General features: G+C 70.6%; 19 protein-coding genes. 15 read left to right on the top strand and 4 right to left on the bottom strand.

Annotated elements, in window-relative coordinates:
• Positions 1 to 67: 67 nt before the first annotated feature.
• The gene (uvrA, locus tag ABZZ74_RS03085; protein WP_356761398.1) at positions 68 to 3,097 is read left to right on the top strand and encodes an excinuclease ABC subunit UvrA; all 3,030 of its coding nucleotides are present in this window, start codon (positions 68 to 70) and stop codon (positions 3,095 to 3,097) included.
• A gap of 178 nt (positions 3,098 to 3,275) precedes the next feature.
• Here uvrA and ABZZ74_RS03080 read toward each other — a convergent pair whose 3' ends face one another.
• Together ABZZ74_RS03080 and ABZZ74_RS03075 are read right to left on the bottom strand one after the other, a co-directional pair.
• A complete protein-coding gene (locus tag ABZZ74_RS03080) occupies positions 3,276 to 4,187 on the bottom strand; it encodes a carbohydrate kinase (protein WP_356761396.1) in 912 nt (303 codons plus the stop codon).
• A 48-nt stretch (positions 4,188 to 4,235) separates the two neighbouring features.
• Positions 4,236 to 5,294 (bottom strand): LacI family DNA-binding transcriptional regulator, encoded by a 1,059-nt coding sequence (locus ABZZ74_RS03075; protein WP_356761395.1) that lies wholly within the window; start codon positions 5,292 to 5,294, stop codon positions 4,236 to 4,238.
• 199 nt (positions 5,295 to 5,493) lie between these two features.
• Here ABZZ74_RS03075 and ABZZ74_RS03070 point away from each other — a divergent pair, with 199 nt between their 5' ends.
• Positions 5,494 to 5,919: a Rieske 2Fe-2S domain-containing protein gene (locus tag ABZZ74_RS03070; protein WP_356761393.1), complete on the top strand. Its 426-nt coding sequence runs from the start codon at positions 5,494 to 5,496 to the stop codon at positions 5,917 to 5,919.
• A 138-nt stretch (positions 5,920 to 6,057) separates the two neighbouring features.
• Here ABZZ74_RS03070 and ABZZ74_RS03065 read toward each other — a convergent pair whose 3' ends face one another.
• Both ABZZ74_RS03065 and ABZZ74_RS03060 read right to left on the bottom strand, forming a co-directional pair.
• A complete protein-coding gene (locus ABZZ74_RS03065; protein WP_356761392.1) occupies positions 6,058 to 7,011 on the bottom strand; it encodes a hypothetical protein in 954 nt (317 codons plus the stop codon).
• A gap of 211 nt (positions 7,012 to 7,222) precedes the next feature.
• Positions 7,223 to 7,597: a response regulator gene (locus ABZZ74_RS03060; RefSeq protein WP_356761391.1), complete on the bottom strand. Its 375-nt coding sequence runs from the start codon at positions 7,595 to 7,597 to the stop codon at positions 7,223 to 7,225.
• A gap of 205 nt (positions 7,598 to 7,802) precedes the next feature.
• On the opposite strand from ABZZ74_RS03060, the gene ABZZ74_RS03055 reads away from it, so the two are divergent.
• The 13 genes from ABZZ74_RS03055 to ABZZ74_RS02995 all read left to right on the top strand — a co-directional run bounded on the left by ABZZ74_RS03055 (position 7,803) and on the right by ABZZ74_RS02995 (position 25,726).
• Positions 7,803 to 9,161, top strand: a complete 1,359-nt coding sequence (locus tag ABZZ74_RS03055) for an extracellular solute-binding protein (RefSeq protein WP_356761390.1) — start codon at positions 7,803 to 7,805, stop codon at positions 9,159 to 9,161.
• Positions 9,162 to 9,370: 209 nt separating this feature from the next.
• Positions 9,371 to 12,094 (top strand): nitrate- and nitrite sensing domain-containing protein, encoded by a 2,724-nt coding sequence (locus ABZZ74_RS03050; protein WP_356761388.1) that lies wholly within the window; start codon positions 9,371 to 9,373, stop codon positions 12,092 to 12,094.
• 477 nt (positions 12,095 to 12,571) lie between these two features.
• The gene (locus ABZZ74_RS03045; protein ID WP_356761386.1) at positions 12,572 to 13,246 is read left to right on the top strand and encodes a response regulator transcription factor; all 675 of its coding nucleotides are present in this window, start codon (positions 12,572 to 12,574) and stop codon (positions 13,244 to 13,246) included.
• A gap of 53 nt (positions 13,247 to 13,299) precedes the next feature.
• Positions 13,300 to 15,360, top strand: a complete 2,061-nt coding sequence (uvrC, locus tag ABZZ74_RS03040) for an excinuclease ABC subunit UvrC (RefSeq protein WP_356761384.1) — start codon at positions 13,300 to 13,302, stop codon at positions 15,358 to 15,360.
• The gene (gene rapZ / locus ABZZ74_RS03035) at positions 15,357 to 16,334 is read left to right on the top strand and encodes an RNase adapter RapZ (protein ID WP_356761382.1); all 978 of its coding nucleotides are present in this window, start codon (positions 15,357 to 15,359) and stop codon (positions 16,332 to 16,334) included. The genes uvrC and rapZ overlap by 4 nt, the downstream gene beginning before the upstream one ends.
• Positions 16,331 to 17,398, top strand: coding sequence for a uridine diphosphate-N-acetylglucosamine-binding protein YvcK (gene yvcK, locus ABZZ74_RS03030; protein WP_356761380.1), 1,068 nt, complete (start codon positions 16,331 to 16,333; stop codon positions 17,396 to 17,398). Before rapZ ends, yvcK begins: the two co-directional genes overlap by 4 nt.
• Complete coding sequence (gene whiA, locus ABZZ74_RS03025) at positions 17,389 to 18,378, top strand: DNA-binding protein WhiA (protein ID WP_208778962.1); 990 nt, start codon at positions 17,389 to 17,391, stop codon at positions 18,376 to 18,378. The genes yvcK and whiA overlap by 10 nt, the downstream gene beginning before the upstream one ends.
• A 146-nt stretch (positions 18,379 to 18,524) precedes the next feature.
• Positions 18,525 to 21,479, top strand: a complete 2,955-nt coding sequence (locus tag ABZZ74_RS03020; RefSeq protein ID WP_356761377.1) for a M14 family zinc carboxypeptidase — start codon at positions 18,525 to 18,527, stop codon at positions 21,477 to 21,479.
• Positions 21,480 to 21,706: 227 nt separating this feature from the next.
• A complete protein-coding gene (gap, locus tag ABZZ74_RS03015; protein WP_133042677.1) occupies positions 21,707 to 22,714 on the top strand; it encodes a type I glyceraldehyde-3-phosphate dehydrogenase in 1,008 nt (335 codons plus the stop codon).
• Between the two features lie 125 nt (positions 22,715 to 22,839).
• Positions 22,840 to 24,051 carry a phosphoglycerate kinase gene (locus tag ABZZ74_RS03010; protein ID WP_356761375.1) on the top strand — a complete coding sequence of 404 codons (1,212 nt, stop codon included), beginning with the start codon at positions 22,840 to 22,842 and terminating at the stop codon, positions 24,049 to 24,051.
• Between the two features lie 7 nt (positions 24,052 to 24,058).
• Positions 24,059 to 24,835 carry a triose-phosphate isomerase gene (tpiA, locus tag ABZZ74_RS03005; RefSeq protein ID WP_208778959.1) on the top strand — a complete coding sequence of 259 codons (777 nt, stop codon included), beginning with the start codon at positions 24,059 to 24,061 and terminating at the stop codon, positions 24,833 to 24,835.
• A gap of 94 nt (positions 24,836 to 24,929) precedes the next feature.
• Positions 24,930 to 25,163, top strand: coding sequence for a preprotein translocase subunit SecG (gene secG / locus ABZZ74_RS03000; protein ID WP_133042674.1), 234 nt, complete (start codon positions 24,930 to 24,932; stop codon positions 25,161 to 25,163).
• Positions 25,164 to 25,390: 227 nt separating this feature from the next.
• Positions 25,391 to 25,726 (top strand): RNA polymerase-binding protein RbpA, encoded by a 336-nt coding sequence (locus ABZZ74_RS02995; RefSeq protein ID WP_003976875.1) that lies wholly within the window; start codon positions 25,391 to 25,393, stop codon positions 25,724 to 25,726.
• The last annotated feature ends 5 nt before the right edge of the window (positions 25,727 to 25,731 follow it).

Genomic DNA, 25,731 nt, shown 5'->3' with positions numbered 1-25,731 from the left:
CCCCCTAGTCTGAAGAAGCACGGGGGCCTCGCCCCTGTCACTTCTCTCAAGAAAGGTGCGGACCGGCGTGGCCGACCGTCTCATCGTCCGTGGCGCGCGCGAGCACAACCTGAAGAATGTCTCGCTCGACCTGCCGCGCGACTCGCTCATCGTCTTCACGGGCCTGTCGGGGTCGGGCAAGTCCTCGCTGGCCTTCGACACCATCTTCGCCGAGGGGCAGCGGCGCTATGTGGAGTCGCTCTCCTCGTACGCCCGCCAGTTCCTCGGGCAGATGGACAAGCCGGACGTCGACTTCATCGAGGGCCTGTCGCCGGCGGTCTCCATCGACCAGAAGTCGACCTCGCGCAACCCGCGCTCGACGGTCGGCACCATCACCGAGGTCTACGACTACCTGCGTCTGCTCTTCGCGCGCATCGGCAAGCCGCACTGTCCCGAGTGCGGCCGCCCGATCTCCCGCCAGTCGCCGCAGGCCATCGTGGACAGGGTCCTGGAGCTGCCGGAGGGCAGCCGTTTCCAGGTGCTCTCCCCGCTGGTGCGGGAGCGCAAGGGTGAGTTCGTCGACCTCTTCGCCGACCTGCAGACCAAGGGCTACTCCCGCGCGCGGGTCGACGGCGAGACCATCCAGCTCTCCAGCCCGCCCACGCTCAAGAAGCAGGAGAAGCACACCATCGAGGTGGTCGTCGACCGCCTCACGGTGAAGGACTCCGCCAAGCGCCGCCTCACCGACTCCGTGGAGACGGCCCTGGGCCTGTCCGGCGGCATGGTCGTGCTCGACTTCGTCGACCTCCCCGAGGACGACCCCGAGCGCGAGCGCATGTACTCGGAGCACCTGTACTGCCCGTACGACGACCTGTCCTTCGAGGAGCTGGAGCCCCGCTCCTTCTCCTTCAACTCGCCCTTCGGCGCCTGCCCCGAGTGCACCGGCATCGGCACGCGCATGGAGGTCGACCCCGAGCTGATCGTCCCGGACGAGGACAAGTCCCTCGACGAGGGCGCCATCCACCCCTGGTCGCACGGGCACACCAAGGACTACTTCGGCCGTCTGATCGGCGCCCTCGCGGACGCGCTCGGCTTCCGGACCGACATCCCCTTCGCGGGCCTGCCCCAGCGGGCCAAGAAGGCGCTGCTCTACGGCCACAAGACACAGATCGAGGTCCGCTACCGCAACAGGTACGGCCGCGAGCGCGTGTACACCACGCCCTTCGAGGGCGCCGTCCCCTTCGTGAAGCGCCGGCATAGCGAGGCCGAGAGCGACGCCAGCCGTGAGCGCTTCGAGGGCTACATGCGCGAGGTGCCCTGCCCCAGCTGTGAGGGCACGCGTCTGAAGCCGATCGTCCTCGCGGTCACCATCATGGAGAAGTCGATCGCCGAGGTCTCCGCGATGTCCATCAGCGACTGCGCGGACTTCCTGGGCGAGCTCAAGCTCAGCGCACGCGACAAGAAGATCGCCGAGCGGGTGCTGAAGGAGGTCAACGAGCGGCTGCGCTTCCTGGTCGACGTCGGCCTGGACTACCTCTCGCTGAACCGCGCGGCCGGCACCCTCTCCGGCGGCGAGGCCCAGCGCATCCGTCTGGCCACCCAGATCGGGTCCGGTCTGGTCGGTGTGCTGTACGTGCTGGACGAGCCGTCCATCGGCCTGCACCAGCGCGACAACCACCGGCTGATCGAGACCCTGGTCCGGCTGCGTGACATGGGCAACACGCTCATCGTCGTCGAGCACGACGAGGACACCATCAAGGTCGCCGACTGGGTCGTCGACATCGGCCCCGGCGCGGGCGAGCACGGCGGCAAGGTCGTGCACAGCGGCTCCCTGAAGGAGCTGCTCGCCAACGCCGAGTCGCAGACCGGCCAGTACCTGTCTGGCAAGAAGGCGATCCCGGTCCCGGACATCCGGCGCCCGCAGGACCCGTCCCGTCGGCTCACCGTGCACGGTGCCCGCGAGAACAACTTGCAGGACATCGACGTGTCGTTCCCGCTGGGCGTCTTCACGGCCGTCACCGGCGTGTCCGGCTCCGGCAAGTCGACGCTGGTCAACGACATCCTGTACACGCACCTGGCCCGCGAGCTCAACGGCGCGCGCAGCGTCCCGGGACGGCACACGCGCGTGGACGGCGACGACCTCGTCGACAAGGTCGTGCACGTCGACCAGTCGCCCATCGGCCGCACCCCGCGGTCCAACCCGGCGACGTACACCGGTGTCTTCGACCACATCCGCAAGCTGTTCGCCGAGACCACCGAGGCGAAGGTCCGCGGCTACCAGCCGGGCCGCTTCTCCTTCAACGTCAAGGGCGGCCGCTGCGAGAACTGTGCGGGCGACGGCACGATCAAGATCGAGATGAACTTCCTCCCGGACGTCTACGTCCCCTGCGAGGTCTGCCACGGCGCCCGGTACAACCGGGAGACGCTGGAGGTCCACTACAAGGGCAAGTCCATCTCCGAGGTCCTGAACATGCCGATCGAGGAGGCGATGAACTTCTTCGAGGCGGTTCCGGCGATCAACCGTCACCTCACGACGCTGAACGACGTCGGTCTCGGTTATGTCCGGCTCGGCCAGTCCGCGACCACGCTGTCCGGCGGTGAGGCGCAGCGCGTCAAGCTCGCCAGCGAGCTGCAGAAGCGCTCCACCGGCCGCACGGTCTACGTCCTCGACGAGCCGACCACCGGTCTGCACTTCGAGGACATCAGCAAGCTGCTGAAGGTCCTGGCCGGCCTGGTCGACAAGGGCAACACGGTCATCGTCATCGAGCACAACCTCGATGTGATCAAGACCGCCGACTGGGTCGTCGACATGGGCCCGGAGGGCGGCGCCGGCGGCGGACTCGTCGTCGCGGAGGGCACGCCCGAGGAGGTCGCCGGCGTTCCGGCCAGCCACACCGGCAAGTTCCTGCGCGAGATCCTCGGCGCCGACCGGATCAGCGACGCGGCCTCGGTACCGGCCCCGCGCAGGGCGGCGGCACGGAAGACGGTCGCGGCGAAATCACCGGCGAAGAAGACGGCGACAGCCAAGGCAGCCAACGACACGGCCGCGAGGAAGGCGGCCGGGGCGACGAAGAAGGCAGCCCCCGCGAAGAAGACGACCCGGGCGCGGAAGGCCTGAGCCCGGCCGCCCGACACGGCGGAGAAAATCCTGAAAAGTACGGCGCCCCGCGGGAACTCCCGGCGGGGCGCCGCTCGTTGCAAGAGCAGCCGCGGGATTTCCGCGGCCACGAGGAACCTTGACTCCTGAACAGCGGAAATCAGCGCGGAAACTCGGTGAAGAGAAGGCCGTACGCCCCTCACCAGTCCCCGAGTTCGGAGGCGTACGGAGGCTCGGCGCCCGCGCGGGAGCAGGTGACGGCGGCCGCGCGCGCCGCGAACCGCAGCAGCCGGGTCCAGCCCTCCCGGCCCAGCTCCGTGAGCCCCTCCGAGGACAGGGCGTCCTGGGTGGCGAGACCGTGCAGCAGAGCCGCGTTCACGGTGTCGCCGGCGCCGATCGTGTCCACGACCTCGACTTTCTCGCCCGGCACCGGGTACACGGCGCCGTCCCGGGTGAAGGCGGTGAGGCCGTCCCCACCATGGGTGATCACGACGGCCGCGGGCCCGGCGGCCAGCCACTCGCGCGGGGTGCCGCCCAGCCACCGGGCGTCCTCCTCGGACAGCTTCAGCAGGGACACCGAGGGCAGCCAGCTCTTGAAACGTGCCCGATAGGCGTCCGCGTCGGGGATCAGGACCGTCCGGATGTTGGGGTCGAGCGCGGTGAACACCCCCTGGTCCGCCGAGGCCCGCAGCAGGGTCTCGTAGGCGGTCGCGCCGGGCTCCAGGACGAGCGAGCAGGTGCCGAAGGAGACGGCCCGGGTCCCGGCGGGCAGCGTCTCGGGGGCCGTGAACAGCCGGTCGGCGGTCCCGTCGACGTAGAAGGAGTACGCGGCCGATCCGGTCTCGTCGATCGTGGCGACGGCGAGCGTGGTCGGCTCCGCGCCGCGCTGCACGGCGGAGACGTCCACGTTCGCCCGCCGGAGCCCGTCCAGCAGGGCCTCGCCGAAGGCGTCGTACGAGGTCCGGGAGCAGAAGGCGGTGGGGGAGCCGAGGCGGCCGAGGGCCACGGCGGTGTTGTAGGGGCCGCCGCCGAGCGCCGGCTGCAGTCCCGCCAGGGCACCCGTGCCCTGCGGTACCAGATCGATCAGGGCCTCACCGGCGACGACGATCACGAGACGCTTCCTTTCTCGAACTTCCGGGGTGCTGGGGCTGTGTGGGGACTACGACGGTGCGGGCGGTTCCGGGCGTCGGGCACTCCCGGGTTCCTCCGGGCACCCGCACGAGCCGCGGTGGACGAAGACGCACGGCAGCCGCACGGTGCGCGCCGGGCGGTCCGGGGAGGCGAGGCGGTCCAGGAGGAGGCGTACGGCCCGGGCGCCGATCTCCCTGCTGGGCTGGGCGATCGCGGTCAGCCGGGGTGAGAAGAGATCGGCCCAGGCGAAGTCGTCGAAGCAGCACAGCGCGATGTCCTCGGGCACGGACAGGCCGCGGTCGCCCAGGGCGCGCAGGGCGCCGATGGTCATCGCGTTGTTGGCGGTGACGAGTGCGGTGGGCGGGGCGGTGAGGGAGAGGAGGGCCGCGGTGGCGCGTTCCGCCCCGGGTGACTCGGAGTCGCCGTGCGCGACGAGGCGTTCGTCGTAGGGGAGTCCGGAGGCGGCGAGGCCGTGGCGGTAGCCGGTGATGCGCTCGCGGGTGGTGCTGAACCCGGGCAGACCGGCGACAAGGGCGATGCGGCGGTGGCCGAGTTCGGCGAGGTGGGTGACGAGCCGGGCGGTCGGTTCGGCGTTCTCGGCGCAGATCTGGTCGTGGCGGGGCGCGCCGTCGGCCGGGGTGTCGACGAGCCGGTCGAGGAAGACGGCCGGGACCTGGTGGCGTCCGAGGTAGGCGACGAGCTCCCGTGGGTTGGCGGACGGGGCGACGATCATGCCGTCCACGCGGCGCTCGTGCAGCAGCTGGACGACCTTGCGCTCGTGCGCCGGGTCGTCGTGCGGGTCGGCGATGAGGAGGCTGTAGCCGTGTTCCAGGGCGCGGGCCTCGACGCCCTGGAGGATCTCCGTGAAGTACGGGTTGCTGATCGCCGACACCGCGAGCCCGATGGACCGGGTGCGCGAGGTCACCAGGGAGCGGGCGAGGGTGTTGGGGGTGTAGCCGAGTCGGTCGATCGCGTCCAGGACCGCCTGGCGGGTGTGGGGCAGGACCGGCCGGGTGTCGTTGAGAACGTGCGAGACGGTCGCCACGGACACACCGGCGCTGCGCGCGACATCGGCCATGGTCGGCATGGCGTCCCCTCTCGTCGGTTTCCGGGGCCGGCGAAGGACCCAGGCCGGGAAGCTATCCCATCCGACGGCGGACGTAAACGCTTACGCAAACGTTTACGTCCAGCCAGCCCTCCCCCAGCGACAGCCAACCCGCTCGAACCCGGAGGAACCGCCCCGGCTATCGTGCCGCGTGCACCACCCCCGACCAGTGGAGATCCGCATGCCCGGCCGTCCCTCCCCGAGCCGCCGTACCGTCCTGCGAGGAGCGGCCCTCACCCCGGTGGCCGGGCTCGGCCTCACGGCCTGCTCCGCCGCAGGCGGTGTCACCGCACCGGCGACCCCGACCGCGCCGGTCGAACTCGCCGACGAGAGCAGGATCGCCAAGGGGACCGCCGAGCTGTACCGGGATCACAACGTCGTGGTCAGCCGGGGTGAGAACGGCTCGCTGAAGGCGTACAGCACGATCTGCACGCACGCGGGGTGCCCGATCAACAAGCTGGAGGGGACCACGCTCGTCTGCCCGTGCCACGGCAGCGAGTTCGACGCCAGGACCGGCAAGGTGCTGCGCTCCCCGGCCACCGAACCACTGCACGCGCTGCCGGTGGCAACCAGGAACGGCAAGATCGTCGCCGGGCCGGGGGCCTGACGAGGGGCTGCTCGGAGGACGGCGCGCGCTGATCAGATCAGGAGAACAACAAGGTCAGGACGGTCCGCGCGTCCCCCACGGCATCGCGGTGGCCGACCCGGCGACGCCGACCGCCCCGGACCCTCGGTCCCCGCCGGCTCACTCCCAGTCCCACCCGATCCCCACGATCCCCGTGCGCACCCGCGGTTCGACGAGGTGGACCGAGTGGTGGCCGCTGAGGGGGAGTTCCTGGCGGCCGCTGCGGGGGGCCGCGGGTGAGTGCTGGGCGAAGCGGTGGCAGCGCACCGGCAGGGCGCGCTCGTCGAAGCGGACCTGGAGCGCGTACTGGCCGCCGGCTGGTCCGAACCCCCGGACGTACTCGCGGGAGACGCCGGCCGTGCCGTCCTCGACGCCGTAGCGGAAGAGGTAGGTGTCCCCGGCCCGCAGACGGGTGTCGAAGTGGAGTTCGGCGACGAGCACGCCGGTGTCCTGGTGCACGCGCACGCGTCCCGTGCGGCAGTTCTCCAGCGCGTGGACCCGCACCCGCTCCGGCACGCAACCCGGGTCGCCGTGGTGGACGGCCACGAAGCGGTCGACGCCGTCCATGTGGGCGCGCACGATGTGGTGCGACTCGCGCCCCGCCAGCTCGCGGCGCGCCCCGATGTGGACCCGCTCATGGTGTCCGAGGGTGTGCAGACCGCCGTCCGGCGGCAGGCTCAGCTCGGTCAGCAGCCGCTCCAGCACGCCCGACGCCTCCACCAGGGAGCGGTAGGAACGGCCCGCGGGCCGTTGTCCCGGCGAGGTCTCGTCGGTCTCGGCGAGCAGCCGGATCAGGGACTCCTCCGGCAGCTGGAGTATCTCCTCCAGGGCTCGTACGGCTCGCAGGGACTCGGGGCGCTGCGGGCGCCGGGCGCCCTGCTGCCAGTAACTCAGGCTGGTGACACCGACCTTGACCCCGTGGCGCGAGAGATGGTGCTGCACGCGCTGCAGCGGCAGGCCACGGGCGGCGATGGCGGCGCGCAGCGCGACATGGAAGGGGCCGCCTCGCAGAGCCGAGTCCAGTTCCGCGGTGGCGACGGCGGCGACGTCCGCGTGCTGTGTGGCGTGCGGCATGCAGGGGCCTTTCTGTGAAATCTCGCTACGGCTGGTCGGGCCGGGTTCGTGCTGGTTGTCGGGGCCACCCCATCGGCGTCGGGGCGTCTTCACATCCGTACGCCGTCGTTCACGGCCCCGAGTTCCCACGCATTGAAGCGTGTTGACCAAGTCCCGACAACACCTGAAGCCCAACAGTCCCGCCCTCCTGGCCGAGACCCGCCAGGTCCCCTCAACCCGGTGCGGCCCCGCCGCCGTTGCCGAGCACCTCCCGGATCGCCCGTGCGGACAGGTCGGACTTGTGCAGGAAACCGCGGGCCGGGCTGGCGGCGATGAGTTCCTCGAAGTCCTCCAGGGCGTGGGTCGAGATCAGGATGATGACGCACGAGACGCGATCGGCCAGCTCCACCGCGAGATCGAAACCGCTCTCGCCGTCGAGGTCGAGGTCCACCAGGACGATGTCCGGGACCAGCTCCGCCGCCCGCGCGAGCGCCTCCGCACCCGTCGAGGCCAGGCCGACGACGGGAATCCCGTCGCGTTCGAGCAGGGTGCGTGCGGCCTCCAGGAACCGGATGCTGTCATCGACGAGAAGACAGCGCAGGGACATGCGGACAGGGTGCCAAGCGTGGGTTGATTGCGCTTTCCCGCTACCCGGAAAGAGCCGGGAGCGGCGTTACCCGTCAGCTGGAACGTGCTGAAGTCCCGTTCCCCGCACGCGGGTTCGTGCTCACCCTGCGCAGCCGGGTGTCACCGGCGGTAGCATGGATCCGCCCTGGAAAGACCGTGATCGTCCGGTCGAGTGGGGGTGCGCGATGCGGGCTTCGCTCGGGAGCAAGCTGGTCTCGGGACTGCTGGGGGCCGCCCTGCTCCTGGCTGGATGCGATGGTGGCGGGGGCGGTGACGACGAAACGCGGAGGATCCCGGGCGACACCACCTGTGACGGCCGGATCGAGGGCACCGCGAACATCACCGTCTGGTTCCACTCCGAGCAGCCCGGCGAGATCGGCACCCTGCGCAGCCAGGTCGCGGACTTCAACAGGGCCCAGCACCAGGTCCGCGTCGAGCTGGTGCCCCTGCCGGGACGGCGGTCCTACGGCGAGCTGGTGGACTCCGCCGCGGCCAGCGGCGACCTTCCCGACCTGCTCGACTTCGACGGGCCGAACCTCTACAGCTACGCGTGGTCCGGCAGGCTGAGGCCGATCGACTCCTGTGTGCCGCGCTCCGTCCGGGACGACCTGCTGCCCTCGATCCGCCGGCAGGGCACCTACGCGGGCCGGCTGTGGGGGGTGGGCACGTTCGACTCCGGTCTGGGGCTCTACGTCCGCAAGTCCGTGCTGCGCAAGGCCGGCATCCGTATCCCCACGGGACCGGCGGACGCCTGGAGCGCCGCGGAGTTCACCGGGATCCTGCACCGGCTCCGGGGGATGGGCTACCGGACGCCGCTCGACCTGTATCTCGAGTCCACGAAGCCGGGCGACGAGTGGCCCACGTACGGCTTCGCGCCCGCCGTCTGGTCGGCGGGCGGTGATCTCGTCGACCCGCTGAACCACCGGACGGCCGAGGGGTATCTCAACAGCGCCGCGTCCGTCAGGGCGCTCACGATCATCCAGAGCTGGGTCGAGGAGGGACTCGTCGACCCGGGCAGGGACGATCAGGCCTTCGTCCAGGGCCGCAGTGTCCTGTCCTGGCTCGGGCACTGGGTGTTCGGTGAGAACACGAGGGCGTTCCCGGGCGATGTCGCCATCGTGCCGCTGCCCGACTTCGGCAAGGGCACCGTCACCGGCATGGGCTCCTGGCAGTGGGGCGTCCCGGCCGGTACCGCCGACGGCGACGCGGTCTGGCGATTCCTGGCCTATCTGCTCGAACCGCGGGAGGTCCACCGGATGAGCGTGGCCAACGGGGCCGTTCCGGCCACGAAGAGCGCCGTGCGGCTCTCACCGCGGTTCGGCCCGAACGGCGCCGAGCACCTCTACATCGACCAACTGCGCGGCGGGGTCGCCCGGCCGCGTCCGCAGACGCCTGCCTATCCGGCGATCACTGCGGCCTTCTCCTGGGCCTTCAGGAGGATCGTCCTCGAGCACGCCCCGGTCAGGGCCACGCTCGATCAGGCGGCCCACCGGATCGACGAGGACATCGCGGCCCACGACGGCTATCCGCAGAAGGGCCCCTGACCCGGCCTGGACCGCCGCCGGTCGCACGGGCATGCTGGGGAAACCCCGCGAGGTGGAAACCCCGCGAGGCGGGACACCGAGGACACGTACGACCTCACGCCCGCGGTGGGGTCGGCGGGAGGTGTGGTGCGCATGACGGACGCCAACAGAGCGGCTCCGGCGGATTCCTCGACGATCACCGGCGCCCGTTCCCGGTACTAGGTCCGGTCGTGCGCCACCTCCGGGACGGGAACGGTCCGCCTCTGCTCGCCCGACTCCGCGTCGGCAGCAAGCTGATGCTGCTCGTGCTGCTGCCGGTGGCCGGCATGCTCGCCTTCACCGCGTTCAGCGCCGTCGCCCAGTGGCAGCAGGCGCGGGAACTGGACCGTTTCCACAGGGCGACCCGGGTGTCGTTCGAGACCACCGGGGTCTCCGACGCGGTCGCCCGAGAGCGGATCGCCGCCGTGCTGGCCCGTCTGCGGCCCGCCCGGGACACCCTCGGCGAGCGGGCCGCCGCCGAGCGGTCCACCGACCGGGCGCTGGCCAGGGCCACCGAGCGGGCCGACGCCTGGTCCGGTGCCGACGTCGCCGGCGAACTCGGCGCCTTCGGCCGCCAACTGCACGCCATCCGGGCACAGACGGACACCGGCTCGCTCTCCGCGAGCGGGGTCGTGCAGCAGTACCAGACGGTCCAGGACGAGCTGCTCGACACCGTCGCCGACCTGGAGTCGGGAGGCCCGACCAGGGCGGCGGGGCGTGCGGCCGACGCGCACATCGCGCTCCTGCAGGCCATCGAGGCCGGGGAACGGGAGCGCGCCGAGGTGGCCATTCTGCTCAGCACCCCCCTCGCCCACCGGCCCACCGCGGCCGGGCGCTGGCCCGCGCTGGAGGAGGCACAGCTGCGGGAGTTCCGCCGCGACACCTCCGCCCCGCTGCGGGCCGAGCTGTACGCGACGCGGTTCGGGGAGCCCGGACGCGCCGTCCGCAGTCTGCGCGACATGCTCGCCGCGGCCGACCCGCGGACCGCGCACTGGCCGTCGTACGACAGCTGGCTGGCCGACTCCCGGGCCCGTATCGACTCCCTGCGCGGTATCCAGGGCCAGGCGGCGCGCGAACTCGCCGGGACGGCCGCCCACGACCTGCACACCGCGAAGGTCCGCGCGCTGCGTGACCTCGCCCTCTCCCTCGCCGTCCTGGTCGTGGTCACGGTCCTCGCCCTGGCCCTGCGGCGCTCCATCACCCGGCCGCTGCGCGAGGTCGCCGCGGGCGCCCGGGCCCTGTCGGAGGGCGATCTGTCGTACGACATCCGGTACGCGGGACGCGACGAACTCGGGGACGTCGCCGACACATTCCGCGAACTGCGGGTGACCACGGAACGGCTGGCGGCCGCGATCCGCTCCCTGAACACGGCGATCGACGACAACCGGCTCGCCCACCGGGCGGACGTCGGGGCCTTCGCGGGGACCTGGGCGCAGCTGCTGGGCGGCATGAACGCCACCATGGCGTCCTTCGCGGCGGCGCACGGACGACGTGAGCGGGCCGAGGAGGAGCTGGAGAGCATCTTCAACCTCTCCCTCGACCTGCTGTGCATCACCGGGGTCGACGGCTACTTCAAGCGGGTCAACCCCGCCTTCGAACGCACCCTCGGCCACCCGGCGGACACGCTGCTGTCCAGGCCGTTCATCGAGTTCGTGCACGAGGAGGACCGGGCAGCCACCCGGGCGGCCCTCGACCGGCTGGCGAGCGGCGTCGAAGTGGCCGAGTTCGAGAACCGCTATCTGCGTGCGGACGGCACCGAACGCTGGCTGCAGTGGAGCGCGCGGCCTGTTCCCGAGCAGGGCCTCGTCTACGCCGCCGCCCGGGACGTCACCGAGAGCCGCAGGCACGCCCGAGAACAGGCCGCGCTGCGCCGGGTCGCCACCCTCGTGGCCCGTGGCGCCCCGCCCGAGGAGGTGTTCACGCAGGTGGCGGAGGAGGTGGGCGAGCTGCTGGACACGACAGCGGCCGTCCTGCGCCATCAGCCCGACGGCAGCCGTACGGTCCTCGGGACCGCGCACGATCCGGAGGTGTTCGAACCGGCCTCACGTGATGCCCGCCGTGACGCCGCACGCCGGGCGATCCACGAGGTGACCCGGAACGGACGCGCCGCCCGGGTCGGCAGGGCTGTCGCCGCGCCCATCGTCGTCGACGACCGGCTGTGGGGATTCGTGGTCGCGGCGTCCCCGCGGGAGGAGCTGGACCGTGGCACGGAGGATCGGCTGGCCGACTTCACCGAGCTCATCGCCACCGCCATCGCCAACGCCGACAGCCGTGCCCAGCTGACCGCCTCACGCGCGCGCGTGGTGGCCGCCGGAGACGCCTCCCGGCGCCGTATCGAGCGAGATCTGCACGACGGTGTCCAGCAGCGCCTCGTCGCCCTCCAACTCGATCTGCGGCTGGCCGAGTCCCTGGTCACCGACCCCACGTCCGAGCTGTCCGAACAGCTCGCCCATGTCAGCAAGGGGCTCGACGACGCCTTCCAGGACCTGCTCCAGATCGCCCGCGGCATCCACCCGGCGATCCTGTCCAAGGGCGGCCTCGGCCCCGCACTGCGTTCCCTGGCCCGTCGGTCGGCCGTCCCCGTGGAGCTCGACCTCGCCCTGCCCGCCGCCCGTCTGCCGGAGCAACTGGAGGTGGCCGCGTACTACGTGATCTCCGAGTGCCTCACCAACGCCGCCAAGCACGCGCACGCACGCGTGGTGCGCATCGAAGCGACGGTCCGTGACGACGTCCTGGAGCTGACCGTCGCCGATGACGGGGCCGGAGGGGCCGAGCCCGGCCGGGGCTCCGGTCTCATCGGTCTGATCGACCGGGTGGAGGCGATCGGCGGCAAGCTGGATGTCCGCAGCCCGCCCGGCGAGGGCACGACGGTGCGGGTGCGGCTGCCGCTGGCCGTGCCCCCGACGGACGTGTGACCGCCCGGGGCGCACGCCGGGGGAGTCGCCCAGGCGGGGGAGTCCTGGACTGGTGACGTCGCGTACGCTCCGGGCGGTCCTGTCGGACGGAGAGGCGTCCGTCCGGCTCTAGGTGCGGCCCGTGCCGCCGTGATCAGTGCTCCGCGGGCGCTTGGCCCGCACGATCTCGTGGTCCCGCGGATCCAGCAGCTCACTCCACGCGTGCGTGTCGTCCTGGTATCGGCGGGCGCGGACCGGCCGCCGTGGCTTCTCCATCCGCGTCCGACGCATTTCCGCAGCCCTTCGACCCGTGGCCGGCCGGCGACTCGCCCGGACCGGCCGGTCCGCCTTGCTCTGCACTGCGTCGAGAATCGCCCCGTGACCGGTCCGTTGTCGTCACCGCGAGCCTCCAATCCCGCTTCCGGCTAGCCGGAACCCCGTGGGTGGGGCAGGCTGTTGGGGCGCGCACCGATCGGCCGGGCAAGGGGAGCCGGGACCATGGACGACGCATCGCAGCGGCCGGCACGGGGACGGGTCGTCCTCGCCGACGACGACGTGCTGCTCCGCGAGGGGCTCGCCAGCCTGTGCGAGCGGGTCGGGTACGACGTGGTGGGGCAGGCGGGAGACGCCGTGGGCCTCCTGGAACTGGTCGCCGGGCACCGCCCCGACGTCGCGATCGTCGACATCAGGATGCCGCCGGACCACTCCACCGAAGGACTCAAGGCGGCCCGCACCATCCGGGAGCGCCACCCCGACACCGGCATCCTGGTCCTGTCGGCGTTCGTCGAGGTCGAGGAGGCGCTGGAGCTGTTGGCGAGCGGCCGCAAGGTCGGCTATCTGCTCAAGAGCCGGGTCACGGCCGTCGACGAGTTCATCGAGGCCCTGGAGCGCGTCCGGCGGGGCGGTTCGGTCGTCGACCCCTCCCTGGTGCAGGAGCTGTTCTCGGCCCAGCGCCGCGACGACCCCCTCGCCCAGCTCAGCGCCCGGGAGCGCGAGGTCCTCGCCCTCATGGCCGAGGGCCGCTCGAACGCGGGCATCGGCCGCCGTCTGTGGGTCACCGAGGGCACGGTCGAGAAACACGTCCGCAGCATCCTCGGCAAGCTCCGCCTCACCGAGGACACCGACGACCACCGCCGGGTCCTGGCCGTCCTGACCTTCCTGGAGTCCCGCTAGGCGTTGTCCACAGGCCCGACGCGGTGTCAGTCCTCGCCAGTAGGGTGTGAGACATGGCCGACCCCTCCAGCTACCGCCCCCAGCCGGGTCAGATCCCGGACTCTCCCGGGGTGTACAGGTTCCGTGACGAGCACCGCCGGGTGATCTACGTCGGAAAGGCGAAAAGCCTGCGCCAGCGCCTGGCGAACTACTTCCAGGACCTGGCGAACCTGCACCCGCGCACCCGGACGATGGTCACCACCGCCGCGTCCGTGGAGTGGACCGTGGTGTCCACGGAGGTCGAGGCCCTGCAGCTGGAGTATTCCTGGATCAAGGAGTTCGACCCCCGGTTCAACGTCAAGTACCGCGACGACAAGAGCTATCCGTACCTCGCGGTGACGATGAACGAGGAGTTCCCGCGCGTGCAGGTGATGCGCGGCCACAAGCGCAAGGGCGTTCGGTACTTCGGGCCCTACGGACACGCGTGGGCCATCCGGGACACGGTCGACCTGCTGCTGCGGGTCTTCCCCGTACGCACCTGCTCGGCGGGCGTCTTCAAGAACGCCGCCCGCACCGGCCGCCCCTGTCTGCTCGGTTACATCGGCAAGTGCTCGGCGCCCTGCGTCGGCCGCGTCGACCCGGAGGAGCACCGCGAACTGGCCGAGGAGTTCTGCGACTTCATGGCCGGCCGCACGGGCACGTACATCCGCCGCCTGGAAAAGCGGATGACCGAGGCGGCCGAGGAGATGGAGTACGAGCGCGCCGCCCGCCTGCGCGACGACATCGAGGCCCTGAAGAAGGCCATGGAGAAGAACGCGGTCGTGCTCGCCGACGCGACCGACGCGGACCTGATCGCCGTCGCCGAGGACGAGCTGGAGGCGGCCGTGCAGATCTTCCACGTGCGCGGCGGACGCGTGCGCGGCCAGCGCGGCTGGGTCACCGACAAGGTCGAGGAGATCACCACCGGCGCCCTCGTCGAGCACGCCTTGCAGCAGCTCTACGGTGAGGAGAAGGGCGATTCCGTCCCCAAGGAGGTCCTGGTCCCCGCCCTGCCCGACCCGGTCGAGCCCGTCCAGGAGTGGCTCGCCGACCGCCGCGGCTCGGGCGTCTCGCTGCGCATCCCGCAGCGCGGCGACAAGAAGGCCCTGATGGAGACCGTGCAGCGCAACGCCCTGCAGGCCCTCGCGCTGCACAAGACCAAGCGCGCCTCCGACCTCACCACGCGCTCGCGTGCCCTGGAGGAGATCGCCGAGGCCCTCGACCTCGACAGCGCTCCCCTGCGTATCGAGTGCTACGACATCTCGCACCTCCAGGGCGACGACGTCGTGGCCTCCATGGTGGTCTTCGAGGACGGTCTGCAGCGCAAGAGCGAGTACCGCCGCTTCCAGATCAGGGGCTTCGCCGGACAGGACGACGTCCGCTCCATGCACGAGGTGATCACCCGCCGCTTCCGGCGCTACCTCGCGGAGAAGGAGAAGACCGGTGAGTGGGTCGAGGACGGTCATGAGGACGGCCTCGCGGGTGACCTCGGCACCGGCCTCAAGGACGAGGACGGCCGCCCGAAGAAGTTCGCCTACCCGCCCCAGCTGGTCGTGGTCGACGGCGGTCAGCCGCAGGTCGCAGCGGCCAAGAAGGCCCTCGACGAGCTCGGCATCGACGACATCGCTGTCTGCGGCCTCGCCAAGCGACTGGAGGAGGTCTGGCTGCCGGACGAGGACGACCCGGTCGTCCTGCCCCGCACCAGCGAGGGCCTCTACCTGCTGCAGCGCGTTCGCGACGAGGCCCACCGCTTCGCGATCACCTACCAGCGCACCAAGCGGGCCAAGCGCTTCAAGGCCAGCCCCCTGGACGAGGTGCCCGGCCTCGGTGAGACCCGCAAGCAGGCACTGCTGAAGCACTTCGGCTCGCTCAGGAAACTGCGGTCCGCCACCATCGACCAGATCTGCGAGGTCCCCGGCATAGGCCGCAAGACGGCCGAGACGATCGCCGTGGCCCTCGCCCAGGCGGCTCCCGCCGCACCCGCCGTCAACATGACGACTGGAGAGATCATGGAGGAGGAACCCGGCACCATGGGTTCCGGTGGGGAGCCCGTGACGACGGGCGCCCCGGACGAGCGACGGGGGCAGGAGACATGAATGTGAACGAGCACGACGAGCACGACGAGCAACACGGGCAGACGGACCAGGGCGGAGACGAAGCACAGGTGAGTACGGGCACGACCGGCGACCAGGGCGGGCTCCCCGAGGCGGCCATCCCCGAGCTGGTGATCATCTCCGGAATGTCAGGCGCGGGCAGGTCGACGGCCGCCAAGTGCCTGGAGGACCTCGGCTGGTTCGTCGTCGACAACCTCCCGCCCGCGCTGATCCCCACCATGGTGGAGCTCGGCGCCCGGTCGCAGGGCAACGTGGCACGGATCGCGGTCGTCGTGGACGTCCGAGGCCGTCGCTTCTTCGACAACCTCCGCGAGTCCCTCGCCGACCTGGAGGCCAAGAACGTCACCCGGCGGATCGTCTTCCTGGAGTCCTCCGACGAGGCCCTGGTGCGCCGCTTCGAGTCGGTGCGCCGCCCGCACCCCCTGCAGGGCGACGGCCGGATCGTCGACGGCATCGCCGCCGAGCGCGAGCTGCTGCGCGAGCTGCGCGGCGACGCCGACCTGGTCATCGACACCTCCAGCCTCAACGTGCACGAGCTGCGCGCCAAGATGGACGCCCAGTTCGCAGGCGAGGAGGAGCCCGAGCTGCGGGCCACCGTGATGTCCTTCGGCTTCAAGTACGGCCTTCCCGTGGACGCCGACCTGGTCGCCGACATGCGCTTCCTGCCCAACCCGCACTGGGTCCCGGAGCTGCGCCCCTTCACCGGCCTCAACGAGGAGGTGTCGGCGTACGTCTTCAACCAGCCCGGCGCCAAGGAGTTCCTCGACCGCTACGCCGAGCTGCTCCGGCTGATCGCCGCGGGCTACCGCCGCGAGGGCAAGCGGTATGTGACGATCGCGATCGGCTGCACCGGCGGCAAGCACCGCTCGGTGGCCATGTCGGAGAAGCTCGCCGCGCGGCTCGCGGCCGAGGGCGTGGAGACGGTGGTCGTGCACCGGGACATGGGACGCGAATGACGGAGCGCTCTGTGCGGCTGAGCAGGCTGCGCCGGACGGTTCCCGAGTCGCGTGCCGGCCGGCCCGTGGAGGCCCGCGGTGCCCGGCCGCGCCGGCGCGGTGCCCAGCCCAAGGTCGTCGCGCTCGGCGGCGGTATGGGCCTGTCCGCCTCGCTCGCCGCCCTGCGCCGGATCACCGGCGACCTCACCGCCGTCGTCACCGTGGCCGACGACGGCGGCTCCAGCGGGCGCCTGCGCGACGAGCTGGGCGTGCTGCCGCCCGGCGACCTGCGCAAGGCGCTGGCCGCGCTGTGCGGCGATGACGACTGGGGCCAGACCTGGGCCCGGGTCATCCAGCACCGCTTCCACTCCCAGGGCGACCTGCACGACCACGCGGTCGGCAACCTCCTGATCGTCGCGCTGTGGGAGCAGCTCGGCGACCACGTCCAGGCGCTGGACCTGGTGGGCAAGCTCCTCGGCGCACACGGGCGCGTGCTGCCCATGTCCGCCGTACCGCTGGAGCTGCAGGCCCTGGTCAAGGGGCATGATCCGGCGCGGCCGGAGGACGTGGACACCGTCCGCGGGCAGGCGACCGTGGCGCTCACGCCCGGCGAGGTGCAGTCCGTGCACGTCGTGCCGAACGACCCGCCCGCCGTCCCGGAAGCCGTCGAGGCCGTGCTGGACGCGGACTGGGTGGTGCTCGGTCCCGGCTCCTGGTTCTCCTCGGTCATCCCGCACCTGCTCGTGCCGGAACTGCTGGACGCGCTCACCGAGACCAAGGCGCGCCGGGTACTCTCGCTGAACCTCGCCCCGCAGCCCGGAGAAACCGAGGGCTTCTCCCCGCAGCGTCATTTGGAGGTTTTGGGACGACACGCCCCTAAACTCGCCCTGGACGTGGTGCTGGCCGACGAGGCCGCCGTGCCCGACCGCGACGTGCTCACCGAAGCCGCAGGGCGGCTCGGAGCAGCGGTCGAGCTGGCCCCGGTGGCCCGGAGGGACGGAACTCCGCGGCACGACCCGGAGCTGCTGGCCGCCGCGTACGACCGTATTTTTCGGATGCATGGAAGGATCGGCCCATGGCGATGACGGCAGCGGTGAAGGACGAGATCTCCCGGCTCCCCGTCACCCGGACCTGCTGCAGAAAGGCGGAGGTCTCCGCCATCCTGCGGTTCGCCGGCGGCCTCCATCTGGTCAGCGGGCGCATCGTGATCGAGGCGGAGCTGGACACCGCGATGGCGGCCCGGCGCCTGAAGCGGGACATTCTGGAGATCTTCGGCCACTCCTCCGAGCTGATCGTGATGGCGCCCGGCGGACTGCGCCGCGGCTCGCGTTACGTCGTCCGGGTCGTCGCCGGCGGTGACCAGCTGGCCCGGCAGACCGGTCTGGTGGACGGGCGGGGCCGCCCGATCCGCGGCCTGCCCCCGCAGGTGGTCTCGGGGGCCACCTGCGACGCGGAGGCCGCCTGGCGCGGCGCCTTTCTGGCGCACGGCTCGCTCACCGAACCCGGCCGCTCCTCCTCCCTGGAGGTGACCTGCCCCGGCCCCGAGGCCGCCCTCGCCCTGGTCGGCGCCGCCCGCCGCCTGTCGATCGCCGCCAAGGCCCGCGAGGTGCGCGGCGTGGACCGCGTGGTCGTCCGGGACGGGGACGCGATCGGCGCCCTGCTCACCCGCCTCGGCGCGCACGAGTCGGTGCTGGCCTGGGAGGAGCGCCGGATGCGCCGCGAGGTACGGGCCACGGCGAACCGTCTCGCCAACTTCGACGACGCCAACCTCCGCCGCTCCGCGCGTGCGGCGGTCGCCGCCGGCGCCCGCGTCCAGCGCGCGCTGGAGATCCTCGGCGAGGAGGTCCCCGAGCACCTCGCGGCCGCCGGCCGGCTGCGCATGGAGCACAAGCAGGCCTCGCTGGAGGAGCTGGGCGCACTCGCCGACCCGCCGCTGACCAAGGACGCCGTCGCCGGCCGTATCCGCCGCCTGCTGGCGATGGCCGACAAGCGCGCCTCCGACCTCGGTATCCCGGGCACGGAGTCGACTCTCACCGAGGAGATGGCCGACAACCTCGTCGGCTGACCAGGGTCCAACCCGTCGGTGCCGACGCCCACTTGGGCCGTCGGCACCGACGTTTGACTGTCTTTGAGGCACCCTTGACTCGGCTGTGAAGTGGCATGAGCCTGGCAACACTTCGTCGCCGTGACGAAGGATGGCTAGGGGGGTTCATGAGACACAGAGCGAGATCGATCCTCGCTGTCGGCGCGCTCCTGATCGGCGGAGCGAGCCTCGCACCCATCGCCCAGGCGCAGAACGGACCGTCACAGGGTTCGGATCCCAATGAGGTCAACGTCTACCGCGCGGACGTCACCGCCAGGCAGGTACCCCTGCTGCTGGCGGCCGGACAGGACGGCCAGGAACTCGCCGAGCAGGTCCCCGCCAAGGGCACGGCCTCGGTCGAGCTCTATCTCACCGGTCGGCAGGCCCACCAGCTCGAGAAGCAGGGCGTCGACCTCACCGAGCACACACTTTCGGCCAAGGCCGAGAAGCGGGTCGACAACGCCGCCCAGGGCGTGTTCCGCCCGTACAGCGGAAGCGGCGGCATCAAGGAGGAGATCGTCCGCACCGGGCAGCAGAACCCCGGTCTGACCAAGGTCGTCTCCATCGGCAAGACGATCAACGGCCAGGACATCCTCGCGCTCAAACTGACCAAGGACGCGAAGAAGTCCAAGGACGGCTCGAAGCCCTCCGTGCTGTACCTGTCCAACCAGCACGCGCGTGAGTGGATCACGCCGGAGATGACCCGCCGGCTGATGCACTACTACCTGGACCACTACAAGACCGACAAGCACATCAGGAAGATCGTCGACTCCACCGAGCTATGGTTCGTGATCTCGGCCAACCCCGACGGCTACGACTACACCTTCAAGAACTCCGACACCCGTCTGTGGCGCAAGAACCTGCGGGACGTCAACGGCGACGGCGTCATCTCCACCGGCGACGGCGTCGACCTCAACCGCAACTTCGCCTACAAGTGGGGCTACGACGACGAGGGTTCGTCCCCCAACCCCACCAGCGAGACCTACCGCGGCGCGAGCCCGGGCTCCGAGCCCGAGACCAAGGCGCTCGACGCCTTCGAGAAGCGCATCGGCTTCTCCTACGGCGTCAACTACCACTCCGCCGCCGAACTCCTCCTCTACGGCGTCGGCTGGCAGGTGGCCACCCCGACCCCCGACGACGTCGTCTACAAGGCGCTCGCCGGCACCCCGGACAACTCCGCGATCCCCGGCTACCGTCCGCAGGTCTCCTCGGAGCTGTACACCACCAACGGCGAGGCGGACGGCCACGCGGCGAACGTCAACGGCATGTCGATGTTCACCCCCGAGATGTCGACCTGCCAGACGGCCTCCAACCTCGACCCGAACGACCAGTGGAACGCGGCCGACTGCCAGTCCGTGTTCAACTTCCCGGACGACGAGAAGCTGATCCAGCAGGAGTTCGTCAAGAACATCCCCTTCGCGCTCTCGGTCGCCGAGACCGCCCAGCACCCGGACACCCCCTCCTCCTCGCTCGGCCTGAAGGCCGCCGACTTCACCCCGGCGACGTTCTCCACGTCCTACTCCCGCGGCGCCGACCAGGAGGTCTCCGTCGTCGTCCGCAAGGCGATCCGCGGCAAGGAGCTCAACTACCGCGTCAACGGCGGCCGTACGAAGGACGAGCCGCTGAAGGCGTGGAAGGGCGGCGAGACCTACGGCGGCGATGACAACCTGCACTTCGACGAGTACCGGGCCAAGGTCCGGGACGGCGACCCGGGCGACAAGGTCGAGGTGTGGTTCACCGGCCGCGGCAGGAGCGGCAAGAAGGTCTCCAGTGAGCACTTCACCTACACCGTGGCCCAGCGCGCCAAGGCCGACACCCTCGTCGTCGCGGAGGAGGGCGCGACCGCCACGCAGGCGCAGACCTATGTGGACGCGCTGAAGGCGAACGGCCGCAAGGCCCTCGTCTGGGACGTCGCCACCCAGGGCGCGCCCGACGCGCTCGGCGTGCTGAAGCACTTCAGGACCGTGGTCCACTACACGGGAGCGAGCGTCCCCGGCAACGCCACCCAGCTCCAGCTGCGTGCCTACCTCAACGAGGGCGGCAAGCTGATCGAGGCGGGTGAGCAGGCCGGCGGCAACGTCGATCTCGGCGGCGGCACCCTGTCCAACGACTTCAGCCAGTACTACCTGGGCGCGTACTCCCGTACGTCGACCCCCGGCGCCACCGGCTTCACAGGCTCCGGCGAACTCGGCGGCTTCAGCGGGGCCCTCGGCGCGGCGCCCGGCAACCCCCTCGACAAGGCCGGCACCTACAGCGTCACCTCCGACTCGCTGCCCGCCGACAAGCACCCGCAGTTCGCCAGCGCCGGCGCGGGCCAGTTCGCCGGGACCGTCAACCCGTACGGGCCCTACGCGGGTTCCTACATGGCGGCCGCCGTGCACACCGACGACGCGTACAAGCGCCTCACCCGCACCATCGACCTCACCGGTGTGGCGGCGGCCCAGCAGCCGACCCTGCGCAGCCAGTTGCTGTGGGACACCGAGCCCGGCTACGACCATGTGATCGTCGAGGCCCACACCGTCGGCGCCGACGACTGGACGACCCTCCCGGAGAAGGGCGGCGCGAGCAGCCAGACCGTGCCCTCGGAGTGCGGGGCGGGCTTCCTGATCAACGAACACCCGTGGCTCAAGCACTACCTGACCATCGGCAACAACGCGTGCACCGCCACCGGCACCAGCGGCGCCTGGAACAGCCTCACCGGCGCCTCCAGCGGCTGGCAGCAGGTCAACTACGACCTGAGCGCCTACGCCGGCAAGTCCGTCCAGGTCTCCATCAGCTACGTCACCGACCCGGGCACCGGCGGTCACGGCGTCCTCGCCGACGACGCCTCGCTCGTCCTCGGCGGCACGGCGACGCAGACCGAAGGCTTCGAGACCTCGCTCGGCGCCTGGAGCGTGACCGGACCGCCCGCGGGCAGCCCGGCCGTGCTCAGGGACTGGGAGCGCACGGGTGCCCTGTTCAAGACGTACGGCGCCGTCACCACCGACCGGACCGTGCTGCTGGGCTTCGGCCTGGAGCACGTCACCGCGGCGGCGGACCGTGCGGCACTCGTCAAGAAGGCGCTCGCCGCCCTGGGAGGGTGAACAGGCTGGTCAACGATGACTAGCACGTCGTAGTCAAAAAGAGTGACCGGATGTTTGAGCCGGGCGGTCCGTACCCCTACTGGCGGGTACGGACCGCCTGCCCGTGTATGCGGCAATCCGATGTCACTCCGGAGCCCTCAGGGAGGTAGGGTCGGGGGTGGTCGGGGACATCCCAAACAGAGCTCGCCGGCACCGCATGGCCGGCGTACCAACGAGGAGATCGGTTCGTGACGATCCGCGTAGGCATCAACGGCTTCGGTCGTATCGGTCGCAACTACTTCCGCGCGCTGCTGGAGCAGGGTGCTGACATCGAGATCGTGGCTGTCAACGACCTGGGTGACACCGCGACCACCGCTCACCTGCTGAAGTACGACACCATCCTGGGCCGTCTCAAGGCCGAGGTCTCGCACACCGCCGACACCATCACCGTCGACGGCAAGACCATCAAGGTCCTCTCCGAGCGCAACCCCGCCGACATCCCGTGGGGCGAGCTGGGCGCCGACATCGTCATCGAGTCCACCGGCATCTTCACCAAGAAGGAAGACGCCGCGAAGCACATCGCCGGCGGCGCCAAGAAGGTCATCATCTCGGCTCCGGCCAAGGATGAGGACATCACCATCGTGATGGGCGTCAACCAGGACAAGTACGACCCGGCGAACCACCACGTCATCTCCAACGCCTCCTGCACCACCAACTGTGTGGCGCCGATGGCGAAGGTCCTCGACGAGAACTTCGGCATCGTCAAGGGCCTGATGACGACGGTGCACGCGTACACCAACGACCAGCGCATCCTGGACTTCCCGCACAAGGACCTGCGTCGCGCGCGTGCCGCCGCCGAGAACATCATCCCGACCACCACGGGTGCCGCTAAGGCCACCGCGCTGGTCCTCCCGCAGCTCAAGGGCAAGCTGGACGGCATCGCCATGCGCGTCCCGGTCCCGACCGGCTCGGCCACCGACCTCGTCGTGGAGCTGTCCCGCGAGGTCACCAAGGACGAGGTCAACGCCGCGTTCAAGAAGGCCGCCGAGGGCGAGCTGCAGGGCTACCTGACCTACACCGAGGACGAGATCGTCTCCTCGGACATCGTCAGCGACCCGTCGTCCTGCACCTTCGACTCCTCCCTGACCATGGTCCAGGAGGGCACGTCGGTGAAGATCCTCGGCTGGTACGACAACGAGTGGGGCTACTCCAACCGCCTCGTCGACCTCACGGTCTTCGTCGGCAACCAGCTCTGATCCACAGAGCAGGCACTTTGCTGTGAGAGCAGGGCTCGGGCGGCGCAGGGACGCGCCGCCCGGGCCCTGACTCACGTACAGAACAGCTCTCGTACGATCAGAGCAGCCCTCACCAGGAGTCCCTCATGAAGACGATCGACGAACTTCTCGCCGAAGGCGTGGACAACAAGCGGGTCTTCGTCCGCGCCGACCTCAACGTGCCGCTCGCCGACGGCCTCATCACCGACGACGGCCGCATCCGTGCCGTACTGCCCACCGTCAAGGCCCTCGTCGAGGCAGGCGCCAAGGTGGTCGTCGCCTCACACCTGGGCCGCCCCAAGGGTGCCCCGGACCCCGCCTTCTCGCTGCTGCCCGCCGCCGAGCGCCTCGCCGAACTGCTCGGCGCCCCCGTCGCGTTCGCCCAGGACACCGTCGGCCCCGCCGCCCACGACGCGGTGAACGGCCTCCAGCCCGGCCAGGTCGCGGTCATCGAGAACCTGCGCTTCAACGCCGGCGAGACCTCCAAGGACGACACCGAGCGCGGCGAGTTCGCCGACCAGCTCGCGGCCCTCGCGGACGTCTACGTGGGTGACGGTTTCGGCGCGGTGCACCGCAAGCACGCCTCGGTCTTCGACCTTCCGGCCCGGCTGCCGCACTACGCCGGCTACCTCATCGCCACCGAGGTCGGCGTCCTGAAGAAGCTCACCGAGGACGTCAAGCGCCCCTACGTCGTCGCGCTCGGCGGCGCCAAGGTCTCCGACAAGCTCGCGGTCATCGACCAGCTGCTCGGCAAGGCCGACCGGCTGCTCATCGGCGGTGGCATGGCGTACACCTTCCTCAAGGCCAAGGGCTACGAGATCGGCAAGTCCCTGCTCCAGGAGGACCAGATCCCCGCGGTCCTGGAGTACATCGAGCGCGCCGAGAAGACCGGCGTCGAGCTGGTCCTGCCCGTCGACGTCGTGGTCGCCCAGGAGTTCCCCGACCTGGCGGGCAAGACTCCGGCCAACCCCACCACCGTCGCCGCCGACTCCGTCCCCGGTGACCAGATGGGCCTGGACATCGGTCCCGAGTCCCGCAAGCTGTACGCCTCGAAGATCACCGACGCCGCCACCGTCTTCTGGAACGGCCCGATGGGCGTCTTCGAGCACCCCGATTTCGCCGAGGGCACCAAGGCGGTCGCCCAGGCCCTCCTCGACTCCCCGGCCTTCACGGTCGTCGGCGGCGGCGACTCCGCCGCGGCCGTCCGCCTCCTGGGCTTCGACGAGACCGCGTTCGGACACATCTCGACCGGTGGCGGCGCCTCCCTCGAATACCTCGAGGGCAAGACGCTCCCCGGCCTCGCCGCACTGGAGGACTGACCCCGCTATGACCACTCGCACGCCGATCATGGCGGGCAACTGGAAGATGAACCTCAACCACCTCGAGGCCATCGCGCACGTCCAGAAGCTCGCCTTCGCCCTCGCGGACAAGGACTACGAGGCCGTCGAGGTCGCCGTCCTGCCGCCCTTCACCGACCTGCGCTCCGTGCAGACCCTGGTCGACGGCGACAAGCTCAAGATCAAGTACGGTGCCCAGGACATCTCGCGGCACGACTCCGGCGCCTACACCGGCGAGATCTCCGGCCCGATGCTGGCCAAGCTGAAGTGCACCTACGTGGTGATCGGCCACTCCGAGCGCCGCCAGTACCACGCCGAGACCGACGAGATCGTCAACGCCAAGGTCAAGGCCGCGTACAAGCACGGTCTGACCCCGATCCTGTGCGTCGGCGAGGAGCTGGACGTGCGCGAGGCGGGTAACCACGTCACGCACACGCTCACCCAGGTCGAGGGCGGTCTCAAGGACCTCCCCGCCGAGCAGGCCGAGTCCGTCGTGATCGCCTACGAGCCGGTGTGGGCCATCGGCACCGGCAAGGTCTGCGGCGCCGAGGACGCCCAGGAGGTCTGCGCCGCCATCCGCGCCAAGGTCGCCGAGCTGTACACCCAGGAGCTGGCCGACCAGGTCCGCATCCAGTACGGCGGCTCCGTCAAGGCGGGCAACGTCGCCGAGATCATGGCGCAGGCCGACATCGACGGCGCCCTCGTGGGCGGCGCGTCTCTCGACGCCGACGAGTTCGTCAAGATCGTGCGCTTCCGCGACCAGTGAGTATGCGCTAGGCCCGATCCGTCGTACCCTTGCGGGGTCCAGCACTGTGCCGGACCCCGCGTGTACATCCGAATCCGAGGAAGTTGGTCCAGCCGTGGTTTTGGGGTTCTCGATCGCCCTGATCGTCTTCAGCCTGCTGATGATGCTGCTGGTGCTGATGCACAAGGGCAAGGGCGGCGGTCTCTCCGACATGTTCGGTGGCGGCATGCAGTCCTCCGTCGGCGGCTCCTCGGTCGCCGAGCGCAACCTCGACCGCATCACCGTGGTGATCGGTCTGCTGTGGCTGGCGTGCATCGTCGTGCTCGGCCTCCTCATGAAGTCGTCCTGACCACGAACAGCTGAGCGGCAACCCGCACACAGCACCTCCATTCCGCACGTAAGGCTCCATGTTCGGTACGCGCAGCTGAGCGCGGCCTATCATGGGGCTTGCGTCCGGGTGTGGGGCTTGTAACTCCAACCACTGGACGTGCGTTGGGCCTTACGTAGACTGAGGCGCTCGCAACGAAGCGACACGCCGACTCGCTTCGCGGCACCATCACGCAGGGAGTTACGACCGTGGCAAGTGGCAACGCGATCCGAGGAAGCCGGGTCGGGGCGGGGCCGATGGGCGAGGCCGAGCGCGGCGAGTCCGCGCCGCGTCTGCGCATCTCCTTCTGGTGCTCCAACGGGCACGAGACGCAGCCCAGCTTCGCCAGCGACGCGCAGGTTCCCGAGACCTGGGACTGCCCGCGCTGTGGCTTCCCCGCCGGACAGGACCGGGACAACCCGCCGGACCCGCCGCGCACCGAGCCCTACAAGACGCACCTCGCGTACGTCCGGGAGCGGCGCAGCGACGCGGACGGCGAGGCGATCCTCGCCGAGGCGCTCGCCAAACTGCGGGGCGAGATCTAGGAATT

It is taken from the genome of Streptomyces sp. NPDC006476 (assembly GCF_040612015.1).
Classification (GTDB): Bacteria; Actinomycetota; Actinomycetes; order Streptomycetales; family Streptomycetaceae; genus Streptomyces; species Streptomyces griseorubiginosus_B.
Note: the sequence above shows the minus strand (reverse complement) of the source record. Positions and strands in the feature narration are given on the sequence as shown.